Source organism: Runella sp. MFBS21 (genome assembly GCF_029433105.1).
Taxonomy (GTDB): Bacteria; Bacteroidota; Bacteroidia; order Cytophagales; family Spirosomataceae; genus Runella.
On the sequence record NZ_JARNTW010000029.1, the window covers coordinates 1 to 15,571 of the forward strand.

10 protein-coding genes are annotated in these 15,571 nt (G+C 42.3%); 9 read left to right on the forward strand and 1 reads right to left on the reverse strand.

The genetic code is table 11. The features are described from left to right. The first annotated feature begins 284 nt into the window (after positions 1 to 284). Complete coding sequence (locus tag P1X15_RS29940) at positions 285 to 1,136, forward strand: metallophosphoesterase (protein ID WP_277341809.1); 852 nt, start codon at positions 285 to 287, stop codon at positions 1,134 to 1,136. 102 nt (positions 1,137 to 1,238) lie between these two features. On the opposite strand, the gene P1X15_RS29945 is transcribed toward P1X15_RS29940, so the two are convergent. Beyond that, positions 1,239 to 5,840 carry a T9SS type A sorting domain-containing protein gene (locus P1X15_RS29945; RefSeq protein WP_277341810.1) on the reverse strand — a complete coding sequence of 1,534 codons (4,602 nt, stop codon included), beginning with the start codon at positions 5,838 to 5,840 and terminating at the stop codon, positions 1,239 to 1,241. Between the two features lie 600 nt (positions 5,841 to 6,440). Here P1X15_RS29945 and P1X15_RS29950 point away from each other — a divergent pair. The 8 genes from P1X15_RS29950 (at position 6,441) to P1X15_RS29985 (ending at position 15,518) form a co-directional block, all read left to right on the forward strand. Beyond that, a complete protein-coding gene (locus tag P1X15_RS29950; RefSeq protein ID WP_277341811.1) occupies positions 6,441 to 8,888 on the forward strand; it encodes an FtsX-like permease family protein in 2,448 nt (815 codons plus the stop codon). Between the two features lie 69 nt (positions 8,889 to 8,957). Further along, positions 8,958 to 11,303 carry an ABC transporter permease gene (locus P1X15_RS29955; RefSeq protein ID WP_277341812.1) on the forward strand — a complete coding sequence of 782 codons (2,346 nt, stop codon included), beginning with the start codon at positions 8,958 to 8,960 and terminating at the stop codon, positions 11,301 to 11,303. A gap of 152 nt (positions 11,304 to 11,455) precedes the next feature. Further along, on the forward strand, positions 11,456 to 11,758 hold the full coding sequence (locus tag P1X15_RS29960; protein ID WP_028664190.1) for a hypothetical protein: 303 nt from the start codon (positions 11,456 to 11,458) through the stop codon (positions 11,756 to 11,758). A 4-nt stretch (positions 11,759 to 11,762) separates the two neighbouring features. Beyond that, positions 11,763 to 12,062: a hypothetical protein gene (locus P1X15_RS29965; protein WP_277341813.1), complete on the forward strand. Its 300-nt coding sequence runs from the start codon at positions 11,763 to 11,765 to the stop codon at positions 12,060 to 12,062. A gap of 77 nt (positions 12,063 to 12,139) precedes the next feature. Further along, the gene (locus P1X15_RS29970) at positions 12,140 to 14,548 is read left to right on the forward strand and encodes an ABC transporter permease (protein WP_277341814.1); all 2,409 of its coding nucleotides are present in this window, start codon (positions 12,140 to 12,142) and stop codon (positions 14,546 to 14,548) included. A 130-nt stretch (positions 14,549 to 14,678) separates the two neighbouring features. Then, positions 14,679 to 15,044: a hypothetical protein gene (locus tag P1X15_RS29975; protein WP_277341815.1), complete on the forward strand. Its 366-nt coding sequence runs from the start codon at positions 14,679 to 14,681 to the stop codon at positions 15,042 to 15,044. Between the two features lie 4 nt (positions 15,045 to 15,048). Continuing rightward, positions 15,049 to 15,264 carry a Kazal-type serine protease inhibitor family protein gene (locus P1X15_RS29980; protein WP_277341816.1) on the forward strand — a complete coding sequence of 72 codons (216 nt, stop codon included), beginning with the start codon at positions 15,049 to 15,051 and terminating at the stop codon, positions 15,262 to 15,264. Between the two features lie 32 nt (positions 15,265 to 15,296). Beyond that, a complete protein-coding gene (locus tag P1X15_RS29985) occupies positions 15,297 to 15,518 on the forward strand; it encodes a Kazal-type serine protease inhibitor domain-containing protein (RefSeq protein WP_277341817.1) in 222 nt (73 codons plus the stop codon). The last annotated feature ends 53 nt before the right edge of the window (positions 15,519 to 15,571 follow it).

The window sequence follows — 15,571 nt, forward strand, 5'->3', positions numbered from 1 at the left end:
CTTATTGAACATACTGACATTCAAAATGCCGCTAAATGCCGTTCTGATAAGGGTACTTTGTTACATATTTTTGGTAAAATCGCTACCGCTTTGTGCATTTACATCTTTTTCAACTCTTGATTCGCATAAATAGAGATAGTTTGGCTCAAGGTACTCCCCAAAGGCCAAACTTCTCTTTAGAGTAACTATTTACTTTTGTAGAAAACTCTTTATTTATATTTTGTAAAAATCAACCTAAAACCCCCAGCTATCTATTGATGAAAAGAAGAAGCTTTATAAAAAATTTGCCCTTGACTGCGATCGCCACAACCGCAGTGAGTAGCCCTAGTGCCAAAAAACCAGCTTTGACGATTGCGCACATTACGGATGTTCACATTCGACCCGATAGCAACGTTCCTGCACGTTTCATAAAATGCTTAGATGAAATCAAAACCAAAAAAATTGACTTTTTTCTTAATACAGGAGACTCTATCCATGCAGCCGACTATAAAGATATTACCAGAGAACGAGTTTTAGAACAATGGGCAACATGGGATGAATGTATCAAGCACCTTAGTGATTATGAGCTACATAGCTGCATCGGAAACCACGACCCTTGGTGGGCAGCGCCTTCTAAAGATGATGAAATGTATGGGGTAAAATACGCCGCCAAACGAGTTGGGATGCCTCATCGTTATTATAGTTTTGCCAAAAAGAATTGGCATTTTATGGTGTTGGACGGCAATAATCCGGGAGTGTCGCTTGATGAAGAGCAAATGCAATGGCTACGACAACAACTACAGGCTGTACCCACAGGTCACTATGTATTGCTGATGTCGCATTATCCTATTTTGACTGTCACTTCGGCCTGGGAAGGTGGGCAACATAAAGATCACGCGATTCTCAAAAAACTCTTTTATGAACACAAAGATAAAGTAAGAGTCTGCCTAAGTGGGCATCAGCATTTGTTAGATAGCTGTACTTACAACAATGTAAATTACTACTGCAATGGTGCCATGAGCGGGTTTTGGTGGGATAAAGGCGACACCAAATCTGCCCAACCTTATTATTATCAAGAGACGCCTCCTGGCTACGCAATCCTTAAATTATACGAAGATGGCAGGGTAGAGAACCAGTATTTTGAACATCATCACTGATTTCGCTTTTCTTTGACCATTTGGTCCATACTCACCCAAAAGCTTATTTCCCAGTTTGAGATAGCTTTTGGGTGAGTATTTTCATAACGTTGAGTATAGTTTTTATTCACTTTTTACCACTTTCAAAGTGGCTCTTTTGTCGTCGACTATCACTTGTATCAAGTAGGCCCCCGCACTCACCCCCTGCAACGAAATTCCTACCCGCTCCACTGACTCCTTCATCTTCAATTTATGACTACTCAATTCTTGCCCCCCTGCACTCAGCAAACGCCATTCAACCTCTTTGCCACTTTGCCCTTGAATCATCAACTCTGCTCGCTCCTTGATGATCGGATTCGGATATAAACTCACCCAGTCACCCTCTAACAACCCATCTGCATTTGATACTTTCTCTACACCTTCTCGCCCTGCACAGTTGCTCAACGTCACCGTTTTGGAACCACTCATCGTGCGGCTACATCCCGACAAGGCTTCTATACCCACAACCGTGTAAGTACCCACTGTAGTCTGATTGCCGAAGCTAAGGGCATTCCCCGTTCCCGCTACCACATCCCCCATGTTGACATTACTCCGACGTAGCTGATAATTGACCCCCACCTGTGAAGCACTCAAGCCAACAGCAACCCCCGTCCCACCACTGCAATAACTCCCGCCCCCACTTACAGAATAGGCTGTCGGCTGGCTGCCCATTACTACCGTACCCGACATACTACCACTTACATTATTACATTCTATTGTACCTACTACCGTGTAACTCCCCACTGACATTGGCACCACAAACGATAGTTTACTCCCCGTACCCAATAACGAATTGCCGATAGGATTACCATTTTTATGCAATTGATAGCTTACTCCCAACTGCGACCCAGATAATGATAAGGTCGCATTAGGAACATTGCCACCACCACTCAAGCACAAAGCAGTGGCACTACTCAATGTAAAGTTTGCCAAAGAAGTAATTACGCCCCACTCTGCCAAGGTCATATATTCGGTACCCATACAGGAAACGTCTCCACAATTGGCTCGGCGACCTTTGATGACGACCGAACTTGTGGCAGTGCTTCCTACCAAAGTACCTGCGGTATAAGCCACTGGACTACCCCCGTCGATAATCACTATAAAATCATCGCTACAGCCCACACCTCCACTGCCAGCTGTAAACGCAGCACTGACTGCCGTACCTATACATATCGTTGAGACATTAGGCGTCTTTGTATTCAAACTTGGTGCTACGGGCTGTGCATTTACTGTGACTGTTGCTGTGCCACCTTGGGTTTGGCTGCACTGAGTCAAGCTACCATCTTTAACACTCACTAAAGTATATATATAACCGCCTGTGTTGTTTGTACTTTGATTTACATCCACGCTATTACCATTAGTTGTTGCTACGGTCTGGTCGGTTCCATTATTGACTTTGTATGTAAATGTGTAGGGAGCTGTACCAGCAGCCCCTGTAAAGGTAATAGACCGCGAAGTTGCATTCTGGCAAACAGTGCCTCCGCCTGAAATAGTTGCTGTGGGCAAAGGGTTCACTGTAATCGTCCCCGTGGCGTTGACATTTCCACAACCACCTGTCAAGGGAATCGAATAGGTAAATATTCCCACTTCTGTCGGTGTGCCACTAATCGTAAGCATGTTCGACGCCCAAGCTGCCGAAACCCCAGAAGGCAAACCCGTAGCTGTGCCTATGCCCGTTGCACCCGTTGTAGTGTGAGTGATAGATGTTAAGCTTGTATTGATACACACAGTGGGCGTTGAAGATGCTGCACCATCTGTATTATTGGCTGCAACTGTAATACACACTGGCTCGCTGATGTCGTAACATTGCTCATCAAGACAAGCATCAATGATTTGTGCCAGAGTAAACCCAGCAACATTACCACAGCCATTATTTAACCCTAAATATGCTATGGTATAGACACAATACTGATTGGGAGCAGCAGTGAAAAAAAAAGCTTCTACTTCCTCTAGGGAGGCATAAGAGACGATTGCTACATTATTTTGAAAAATAAAAAAAGTGCTGGTACCTGTTTGTCCTACCTGCGTCATGTCCACACTTCCCCCCTGACAGATGCTTTCTACATTTGACGAGAGTGTACCAGCAGTGACATTGGGAGGCGAAGAAAGTACGACAGGATTGCTTCCGTAGCTTGTCTCGCAACTTGGGCTGCCCTGAGTACGTACCTTAATGTTGTAATCACCAGCAGAAAGACCGCTAAAAGTGCTGCCCACTTGCCAATCGGTGCCGTTGTTAATGCTGTATTCTAACGTACCAGTTCCTGTAGCGTTGACGACGACCGTCCCCGTGGGTGTGGCGCAGGTCGGCTGGGTGACCGAAGGAGCATTGATAGTAATAACTACAGGATCACTTTGACTCTCATACGCACCCAAATCTATCACTCCAAATTTGCGAGCATTGAAATCTAAATCGGCTGTAGTGTTATTATCGGCATCACTACCTGCATTGAGAGCGGGTGAACATGCCAACAAACGAAGATTTCCTGTAGAGGTAGGAGCAGCACTAAAATCAGGCTGAGTTACAAAACGTGGATTTTCTGTTCCCTCAAAACCTCCCACTGTCATTCCCTGTACAATCGTCTTTGTATAGGTAGGTGAGCTACTACTCAAGTTTTCAATCTGCGAATTATTTCCCCACAAAATACAGTTGGTCAAACTTGGATTTGACGCCCAGTTGGATATTCCACCTCCAGGATTACCATAATTTCCCGAAAAGCTGCAATTTTTCAGTGTCGGGAAAGAAGAATAATTGTGCATTCCGCCCCCAAATCCGTCTGCTTTATTTCCGAAGAAAATACAATTTGTTAGGGTAGGATTAGCATAATTCAAATTATGCATTCCACCTCCAGAACCTGAAGTAGAGTTTCCTATAAAAGCACAATTGGTCAAAATAGGGCTACAGGACGTGGGATTATACATTCCCCCTCCATAAAGAAGCCCGTAGTTACCCAAGAAATTACAATTCGTCACCGTGGGACTAGAAAACTCGTTATACATCCCTCCCCCAACGTTGTCATTACTTCCATTCGCATTTCCTGCCGTAATGGTAAAACCGTTAAGAATAGCAGTGTTGGTGAGAGTGGCACCCGAAGTGAATTTATTATAAACAACATGGTAGCTATTGCCATTGTCAAGGGTATTGTTTTGGTCAATATCACCACTAAGAGTGGTTTTGTTAGTCGTATGAATGAGTGTTAATACCCTGTCTGCCAAGGCTATCTCATTACCCGCAAAGCCTCCGTAGATGGCGAGATTGTTTTTCATCACAAAGGTTTTGGTACGTGGATCAGCAGGAGATAAACTACCCGAGGCATCAGCCGTGGGATGATACGTGCCGGCGGCCACCCAGATTTGAGTAATGTTGGAACAAGCATTGGCTGCCGAGAGGGCTTCTTGTAAGGTTTTGAAGGCGTTAGCCCAGCTTGTGCCATCGCCACTGCTGGCTATGGCTTGGTTGACGTACAAGGTAGGGGTAGGGCAACTCATGGTAAAGTTCAAACACCAGCCTCCAATGCTTCCTGTATTAGTAGCGGCATCATCTACTGCGTACAAATACCAAGTGCCATTTGGATTACTATTATTAAGAAGTGTTCCTAAAGATGTGGTGCTGGCGGAGTAATAAGGTCCCGCCGGAGCAGGGGCAGGAAAAACATCGGTATCTACCTCAAAATCGGTCGGTCTGAAAGTTCCGCTGACCAATGTCGTGTTGTCAGGTAATGCACTTGATGCACTTGAGTCGAAAATCAAATCAAGGTTTGTAACGGCATTTGTACCGCCAACATCAGACATAAAAACATATTTTTGACCGGTCGGAGAGTACAGCAGTAAGTCAATGTCATCAGGTGCAGTGTGCGTTAAGTTTTTCAGCGTAATCGTTACTTTCTGAATCGTACCCGTTAGACCCGATACAGAAATGCATGAGGGATAAGGCGTAGCCACCCCATTATCATTGATTGTAATGCCGCCTTCGTTACAAAAGGTAGTACCAGTGGTGACAGTACTACTTGAGCAATCCGCATCATCATTCGCTATTATTCCAATACCTTGGGCGTCCCTAACGTTTGCCCCCGTTACATTGGTAATATTGACAAAAAAAGATTCATCTGGTTTAAATTTCAAATCACCATTAACAGACACCGTAAAGGTATACGTAGAGTTACCTTCTGGAATCGTCTGACTTGTCAATGATTTTGCCGTATAATCATTATCCGCTGTGGTGGCTGTATTATCAGCCGTAGCAATATCGAAAGACACCCCACCTGCTGGTGCAGGTTCACTAAGAGTAACACTAAAAGTATAAATAGTATTTCCAGCATTGCCTTCCCATGTGCTGGTAAGATTGATACTAAGATTTGGGGTTGCCCTCCCCACATATTCAATCACCACTTGCCCGCTACTCCCTTTGCCATTTCCGGCACCTCCTCCCAGCAAACTCCCCTTGCCACCCGGTGCGCCAATCATTACAGCGCCAGCTCTGCCTACAGTTATACCTTCCTGAGCGCTTTTAGCAGCTATTTTAGTTCGGTATGGTCCACCGCTCGGCACCGTATAAATATCAGTAGAATAGGGGTTTGCACTCAAGATGTAAGGTGCAGGGCTTTGTATAACTGAGGTTTTAGCCCCGAACAGAACGCTACCAATTAAAAAAAAAGCAATCATATAGCTTTGTTGTAAATTTGCTATCATTGGAATAAAGTGATTAGGAAAAAATCTAAACTTGGAGGGGTAAAGAGAAAGGGCTTAAAACGGAACAAACAGTGCCTTCAAAAGTCGGAAGTATATCCCAAAAAGGCTTCGTGTATTGTGCCAAAAACTTAGTCTATTGTGTCAGGGCTTCGTGTATTGTGTCAAAATCGAATATTTTCTCCCAAAAATTCGCATTTTCATTATCCCAGCTCTGTGACTAGACGATTCTTGCTTTATGCTTGACTACGCTTTTTGAAAATGCAGCAGCTACCAATTTTGCCCTATTATCAAGTGAATAAAAGAACCATTTTTAGAAAAAAGCAATTGGATAAGCTGCCGAATATACTTTCTACGTTTTGGGCAAAAAAATTTCGCCTCACTGTCCGTAATCAATCCTTTTGGTGTCCGTTTACGGACATTTTCATTAGCACTAACAAAGACAACCATCTAAAAATCAGCTATCTAACAAAGTGGTACATAATTTGGGAGTTAAATTATTTTCGTTTGCATTACGTTCTCTCTCACTGAGCGCTTTGTCACAGGAGCGCTCAGTGAGAGAGTCGTCCAAGTTTATCATTGTCATCCTCCTTCCTAAACCTCATGCTACGAAATTATTTCAACGTTGCTTTAAGACAAATTCTTAAAAATAAGCTTTTCTCTTTTGTCAATTTTGCTGGATTAGCGGTAGGTCTTACTTTCTGCTTTCTTACCTTTATTTGGTATCGTTTCGAGCATTCTTATGACCAGCATTATCCTACGGCAAATAGGCTCTACCGAATGAATTATGAACTCAATTTTACGGGTTCGTCTTTTACACTTTCAAGAGCACCCGCTCCCTTTGCGCCTCTTCTTCAAAGTTATTTTCCTGAGATTGAGCAAGTAGCTCGTTTTTATACTCGTAGCTTAAGTGTCAAAATTCGTGACAAAAATCTTAATTTTGAGATTCCTGATGCCTTCTTCGTCGACTCTACCGCTATGCAGGTGTTTGGGTTCGAAGTGCTAGCTGGCAACCCAGACCGTGCTTTGCATACCCCTTTTTCAATAGTATTGACAGAAAAAAGCGCCTTACGATTTTTTGGCACCCAAGATTGTATTGGTAAGCAGCTTTTATTGGCCAATCGTGGCCCCTTCACTGTGAGAGGAATTGTACGTGCTCTACCTGAAAATGCTCATTTTCGGTTTGATTTTCTCGTTCCTTTCCGAAATATACCAGACGTTGAACCTGAATTTGCACGCATAAGCATCTTGGAAGCTATGGAAACTAATACCATAGCTTCTTACGCCTCTACCTATGTATTACTCAAACCAGGCACGCAACCTTCGTCGGTAAATACTCGATTTAAGGCATTTGTAATGAAATATGCCATGAGAGAAATGCGAGAAAAACAGAATTTGTCGCTATTTCCAATTAAAGATGTTCATCTCAAATCTACGGCTCAAGATGAGTTTATGCCCCCTGCCAATGCCGATTTCTTACGAATTTTTGCTCTGATAGGGGTATTGATTTTGACCATTGCTATTGTCAATTTTGTGAATCTCAGTACCGCTTCTCAATTGAGTCGTGTCAAGGAGATTGGAGTACGAAAAGCCCTTGGCTCGCAGTCTCAACAAATCATCAGGCAGCTTTTGGCCGAAACCTTCGTTTTGGGATTACCTGCCTTTTTGATAGCCTTGTTTGGGACTTCTTTGCTTTTAGACCAAATGAGCACTTTCTTTGGTAGAAGGCCTCACTTTTCTTGGGAACAGCACCTCGAAATGCTTCTGCTTTTTTTTGGGGTTTTTGTAGTAGCGTGTTTGCTAGCGGGGATTTATCCCGCACTTTTTGCTTCTCGTTTTAAAGCAACTGATATTTTCAGAGGAGCTGCCTCAGGCAAAGGGCAGGGCGGCAACTGGCTCACTAAAGGCCTTATTACCCTACAGTTTACAGTGACAGTCGCTTTACTAGCCGGAGCTGGCGTAGTATTTTGGCAAAACCACTTTATGAAAAATCGGCCCTTAGGATTTAATAGAGACATGGTTTTGAGAGTGCCATTATTTAGCCAAAATTTAAATAATCTTTTTTCACCTGGCAACCAAGAGCTTCGCAACCGTACCGATGCCTTTGAAGAAAAACTTCTCCAAAATCCGCATATCCAAGCTGTAACTTTGGCATCAAACTTGCCTGGTAGGGGCACTGTACGTTATCCCGTGGCTACCGACAAAATAAAAATGGAAGAAGGAGTAATGCTACCTGTAATTTCGGTCGATTATGATTTTGCCAAAACCTTCGGTCTTAACCTTATAGCAGGCCGAGACTTTGATAAAACGTATGGCACCGACCATATCGAAGGTTTTATAATCAATCGACAAGCCTTAAAGACCTTGCATTTTGGGTCAGCAGCTAATGCCATCGGAAAAATATTACATAGAGGAGGTAAAAAAGGGAAAGTGATAGGAGTAATAAATGATTTCCATACCGAAAATTTGAAATATGTCCTCACTCCTTTGATTATGGAAGTAAATACAGGGGCTTTTTCGGAGTTTGGCATCAAAATATCGAATGTCAACCCAACAGCTACGCTCGCTTTTATCGAAAAGGTATGGCAAGAGTTTTTTCCAGAAAAAGTATTTGAACATCGTTTCTTAGAAGATTCCATTTCCGATACTTACCTGGAAGAAACCCGCTTCGCCCTTCTTATTGGTTCGTTTGCGGGTGTTGCTATTTTTCTTTCCTGTTTCGGGTTGTTTGGGATGATTGCTTTTGTAGTACGCCAACGTACCAAAGAAATTGGTATTCGCAAAGTATTGGGGGCAAATGTAACTAGTGTAGTTACACTTCTCTCTAGCGATTTTATCAGGCTTATTCTTTTTGCCATTCTCTTGGCAAGTCCTATTGCCCATTATTTTCTTGATAAATGGCTAGCTGGATTTGCCTACCGTATCGAAATACAGTGGTGGATATACGCTTTGGCTGGATCAGTAACGATAGTAATTGCTTTGATAACCATCAGTTTTCATAGCATTAGAGCCGCATTGATGAATCCCGTAAAATCATTAAAAACAGAATAATTTGGTAGAGACGTTGCATGCGTGGAGACGTTGCATGCAACGTCTCTACCATTAATCAATTCAAAACCTATGTTGCGAAATTATCTTAAAATCGCTCTGCGAAATCTTTGGCGCCAAAAGATGTATAGCAGTCTAAACATAAGCGGGTTAGCAATAGGGCTAACGGCTTTTATCCTGATGTCGCTATATGCAAAGCATGAATTTACTTATGATGGCTTTTTCAAGGGAGCAGAGCGTATTGTCCGCATCACCTCTGAGCTCAAAACGCCAGAAGAGCCGATGCAGCTTGCCCTAAGTCCTGTGTTATTAACCGATGCCTTAAATCACGATTACCCCGCGATTCAGAAAGCGACTCGTCTTCAATCGATAGCGGCTACGGTCAAGTATGGCGACAAAATCTTCAACGAAGAGCATGTGTATTATACCGACCCTACCGTTTTTGAGGTATTTTCGTATCGCTTCAAAGAAGGAAGTAGTAAAGCGGCATTAGCTCATCCGAATACGATGATTGTGACAGAATCATTTGCCAAAAAATACGGAGGACAAACCCATATGCTTGGGCAAATCCTTTATATCAATCAAACCCCTTATACAATTACGGGAATCATTGAAGATTTACCTTCTAATACTGACCTAAAAATCAATGCTTTAGTATCACACAACTTTGCCACTACCAAAACATGGATAGAAGAAGACTTGTCGGTATTTACCTTTGCCCTTTTTAAAAATACCCCCAACCTGCGCTCACTAGAGCAACAACTCAATAAACTTAGCGAACAAAAAATAAGTCCAGAGTTAAAAAAAATGGGAGCTGAGGGATATTCCTTGGTTTTTCATGCTGAAATGCTGGCTGATGTTCATTATAGTCAGGGAAAACTAGAAGATACCCCTAAAGGCAATAAACAATACGGCTACTTATTCTTGTTTTTGGCCCTATTTGTATTAACGATTGCCTTGCTTAATTATATCAGTTTGCTCACAGCCCGCGCTGCCGAAAGAGCCAAAGAAGTAGGTGTTCGCAAAACCAACGGAGCACGGCGCAGTCAGATTATCCTTCAGTTTTTGTTTGAGGCCTTGCTTTTGAGCTTTTTTGCGGTCATTATCGGAATCGTAATGCTGGAGAGCTGCATTCCAGTAATCAATCAGTTGCTGGACATTCGCTTACAACTATCACTCAATGAAACGGTACTTTGGGCTATCTCTATTCTCATCTTTACAACCTTGCTTGGGGGCGGGTATCCGGCTCTCGTTTTATCAGACTTCAACCCTATCCAAGTACTGAAAGGGACTTTTAGTCAGTCAGGGCGGGCGTTAGGGTTTCGAAGATTCATCACTACTTTTCAGTTTACACTTACTGCTAGTATGATTGCGGGGGTATTGATTATTTATGCGCAAATGAATTTTCTCCAAAAACATCATTTAGGATTTGACAAAAACCAAGTGCTTGTGGTACAACTGCCGAGCGATTCAGCCTCGCGGGCCAAAGGGTACGTTTTGGCTGCTGCCTTACGGCAGCGCAGCGAAGTTAGCGACCTTACAGTTGGCACAGGGCTTCAGCCCGACGCTATGGGAAGTACTTCTTTCAAGGTAGAAGGCAAAGCAAGGGAGGTCATGACAAAGTATAGCTTTGTTGACCCCCGTTTTGTTCCGTTGTTGGATATGAAGCTCCTGACAGGACGCAACCTTTCTGATGATATTAGTACCGACAAAAAAGAAGCCTTTATCGTAAATGAAGCCTTCGTAAAAATGAGTGGATGGAAACAGCCTCTAGGCCAATCGATAAAAGGTTTTATGCACGATGGCAAAGTAGTAGGTGTTATAAAAAATTTCCATTATTACTCTCTCCACAATGCCGTCGAGCCGCTTGTTTTGGTGTATAGTCACATGGCTCCTAATAGCCTGATGCTTAAAATAAAGCCAGAACACTTGTCGGTGGTTAAGTCTCTTTGGCAAAATCACTATCCTGAATTTCCTTTCGAGTATTCGTTTTTAGACGCCACCCTCAATCTACAATACCAAAAAGAGGCTCTTATGATGAAACTATTCAATGCCTTTGCTTTTCTGACGATTTTAGTTTCTTGTTTAGGATTATTCAGTTTGGTGACATTCACCACTGAGCTACGAACCAAAGAAGTGGGCATTCGAAAAGTTTTAGGAGCTTCGGTAGGTAGTATTACGGCTTTGTTGACCCAAGACCTTTTAAAGCTGGTTTGCATTGCCATTGTTATGGCTACTCCTCTTAGTTTTTATGTAATGAGTAAGTGGCTAGAAGATTTTGCTTACCGCATCACAATTCCATACTGGATTTTTGGGGTTTCGGCTATCCTTACTTTTTCTATCGCTCTTTTTACGGTAAGTTTTCAGGTGATAAAGGCCGCACTGATGAATCCTGTAAAATCGTTAAAATCCGAATAATGTCCGTCGTCGAACAAAAAGTGTCCATATTCGGACAATGAATCACGACACCACATACACAACTCACTGATTATCAAAACCCCTATTAGTTGGTACAAGGTTTGAGGAGGTTTAGGTTTGAAGTTTGATAAAAGGATAAAAAACACAAAAGTATGGCACACATTGCGATTCCGATTCCGTCTCAACTAGGCAGACAAGACATCGAAATCGAGGTCTCTATCAACGGCCAAAAACAAATGCTACATTATAGAGTGGAGTTGTTTTATTGGAATGATTGTGGAATACCTACCGTCAACCGCGCCGAATGTTTGCGTCATATCCTTGCTACCTATGACCAAAATTGGCTCTTGTATTACATAGGTTCTCCCACGGAGCAATTTATCCCTATTACTTTTATCCGAAAAAAAGAAAACGTCTTGATATCTCCTTTTCTTTATTCGCTTCTAAACCTTTAAGAACATGGCACATATCGCTATTCCGATTCCGACCCAACTAGGCAAGCAAGACATCGAAATCGAAGTCACCATCAATGGCCAAAAGCAAGCGCTTCATTATAGAGTAGAATTGTTTTATTGGGATGACTGCGGCCTTCCAAGCGTAGATCGCGCCGATTGTTTGCGCCATATTTTATCCCAATACGACCACGATTGGACGTTGTATTATATTGGCTCTCCTACGGATGAGTTTGTGCCTATTACGTTTGTAAAAAAAGAAGACCTTATCAAACAGCGGCAACTCCTCACCAGCACTCCGACCTAATCATCTCACAATTAGCATTGGTTTAGAGAAAAAAAACCCAAATAATGGTTAATCGATAAACTATTAACTTAACATCCATGATACGCAATTATCTCAAAATAGCTTTCCGAAATTTGTGGAAAAACAAAACCTATTTGTTTATCAACCTCATTGGTCTTTCGGTCGCTTTTGGTGTCAGTATTTTATTGTTTTTGAGCGCTTACCTGTTATTGACTTATGATAATTTCCACGAACAAAACGGCGCTGTATATCGGGTATATCATAAGGTCAATTCGCCACAAGGTGAAGAGTACGGCAACTCCATGCCTTTGCCTATGCGCGGCGCTATGAAGGCCGAATACCCTGAAGTAAAGTTGGCCGTACGCGTGATGTCGGGCGCTGCTCAAATTCAGAAAAACGATAAGCTCATCAATCAAGGTATCATTTTTACTGACCCTGATTATCTGCAAGTTTTTGGGTATAAACTCCTAAAGGGCAACCCTCAAACCGCCCTCAATGATTTGAGCAGTGTGATATTGAGAGAAGATATTGCTAAAAATATTTTTGGAGAACAAGACCCCATCGGCAAAACCCTCAACATCAGCCACGGCGACAAAGAGGTTCCCTATGTTGTAAGCGGTATTATTGAAAAAGGGCCAGAAAATACCAGTATTCAGAATGAAATGTTGGTAAGAATCGAAACTGCAGGCGAATTTGCTGACAATAAAGACCGCTGGGACGCCGACCAACATGCTCTCTACGTAAAACTAGATGACCAAACAAATCCTGCTACTTTTGAAAAACGCTTAAAAGCATTTACGGCCAAATACTATAAAAGCAATATCGAACAACTCAAAAAAGAGGGGGCCAAAGCTGATGCTCAAGGTGATGTCATGAGCACTCGTATTATAGGGCTTTCAGAGAGTCACTTCGACAGTCGAATCGGCAATCAGGCTATCAGCAAAGTATATCCTTATACCCTACTGATTGTGGGAGTAATTATATTGCTCATTGCGGCCATCAATTTTATCAACTTGTCGATAGCTAAGTCTTTCACACGAGCCAAAGAAGTAGGAATGCGCAAAGCTTTAGGGGCTTTTAAAGGGCAAATTGTGGGGCAGTTTTGGGGTGAAGCTTTCTTGATATGTATAGCCGCCTTTGGTCTTGGGTTGTTTTTATCGTATGCATTGCTTCCTCATTACAATGCCATTTTTCGTTCTAGTTTATCTTTGAATCTGCTCCAAACACCGTCTTTGTTATTGAGCATTTTTGTATGTTTCGCCCTTGTAACCTTAGTAGCAGGGGGCTATCCTGCCTGGGCAGTGACGCGTTTTAATACCGTAGAAGTCCTCAAAGGCAAAGTAAAAGTCAGTGGTAGTTCGGGAGGGATTCGCAATACACTTATCATTTTTCAGTTTACAATGTCGGTACTGTTGATTGCGTGCACCCTGATTGTCTGGACTCAAATCAATTACTTACGCTCCAAACCACTCGGTTTTAATACAACCCAAGTGTATAGCATCCCTATTGGACATGAAGTATCGGGCAAGCGCCTTCTGAAACATTTCAGAAATCGTCTAGCCAATCAGCCTCGTATTTTGAGCATGACAGGCTCAGACGTAAATCTTGGACGAGGACTTGACGGTTCTTTTTCAAAATCGGTCTTAGGGTTTGAGCAAAATGGCAAAAGCTTAAAGACCAATATGCGCACCGCTGATTATGACTACACCAAAACCCTCGACCTCAAACTTTTACAAGGGCGGGAGTTTTCGGAGGCCTACGCCACCGACACAGCTTACTCAGTGATTATCAATGAAGCGATGGCAAAACAACTGGGTGTAAAAAATCCTTTAGGGGTGATTCTCAATACCGAGGAAAAACACAAAGTAATTGGAGTAGTTCAGGATTTTCATTTTGAATCCCTGCATCGACAGATAGAAGCCGTTTCATTCTTTATGAACGGGTTTTCTATCAATTATATTTTTGTAAAAATTGCCCCCGACCACGTTGATGAGACTATCGCATTGCTTAAGAAAACCTACGCAGAACTTGCTCCCAAATCTGAATTTCAGGGGTCATTTTTGGATGAAAACATCAATAAACAATATCAAAGAGAAGAACGCCTCTCAAAAATATTTTTTAGCGCCGCTACCCTAGCCATTATTCTTTCTTGTTTGGGCTTGTTTGCGATCGCCATCATGGTTATCTCCCAACGAACCAAAGAAATTGGGGTTCGCAAAGTACTTGGGGCTTCGGTTTTCAGCATTACGGCTTTATTATCTGCCGATTTCCTCAAAATGGTGGGAGTAGCTATTCTTATAGCCTCTCCGATAGCATGGTGGATTATGGATAAATGGCTCACCGATTTTGCGTATCGTACTTCTATCGAATGGTGGGTTTTTGTGGTGACTGCTCTCCTAGCGGTAGGAATTGCTATCGTTACCATAAGCTTCCAGGCTATCAAAGCAGCTCTTACCAACCCTACTTCTTCTTTGCGCTCGGAGTAGTTTTATTTGTAAATAAATGCCAAAAATCCCCCAGAAAATTTGCGAATTTTCTGGGGGATTTTTGTTTCATTCCAACTTTTCAAGAGCTACCTGCGTCTTATCCATACAAACGTTAACCTTTCTTAAAACAATGAAACCGATTATCTTTCTAAGTCTCTTTTTTGTCTTTGCCTCTGTTGCTTGTGATTCGAAGGTAAATCCAGAAGACACCAAAACTACTAAAGCTAAGTTGGTAAATGCTCTGCCAGTGGATGGTTGCGGGTGGCATTTTTCGATTGAATCTGACAAAGAAACCATCCAACTTTTGCCCAACAATGCTTCTAAAGAGAAAGTCAATACGCTCATTCAAAGTGCGGAAGCCACTCATGGAGTATATATGGTAGATGTAGAAATAACTTATCGATTGACAGGCCAAAAACAATCGGTACAATGTGGCTGGGGTAAAACTGGCGAGTTTGATGAAATCGATGTTCTCCAAATCAAATCTCTAAAATAGTCAAATGAAATCTTTGTTAGTAGTGATTTTACTGAGTGCTTTTTTGGGATGCGAAAAAGAAATCCCTAGTGATTGTATAGAAAAACCAACTCCCGATGTTGGGTGCACCTTTGAATATGCACCTGTATGCGGATGCAACGGCAAAACTTACGGAAACGCTTGTGCAGCTAGGATTGTCGGAATCAGGGTAGTGTATCAGGGTGAATGTAAAAGCAAATAAAAAGTTCTCAATAATAACATTTAATTAAAGTCATGAAATCATTATTTGTGGTGGTGTTTCTTGCCGTTTTAATAGGCTGTACCAAAGAAGAAACCATTGAAAACGATTGCGTAGAAAAGCCTAATCCAGACAGAGCATGTTATGCACTCTACGACCCCGTATGTGGATGCAATGGCAAAACCTACGGTAATGCTTGCGAGGCGGCCAATGTAGGTATTAGGGTGGTGTCGAAGGGAGAATGTAAAGCAAACTAAAAAGCTCAACATCAAACATTTAAGCTTTTTTAACAAACCCGACATGGGTTTTG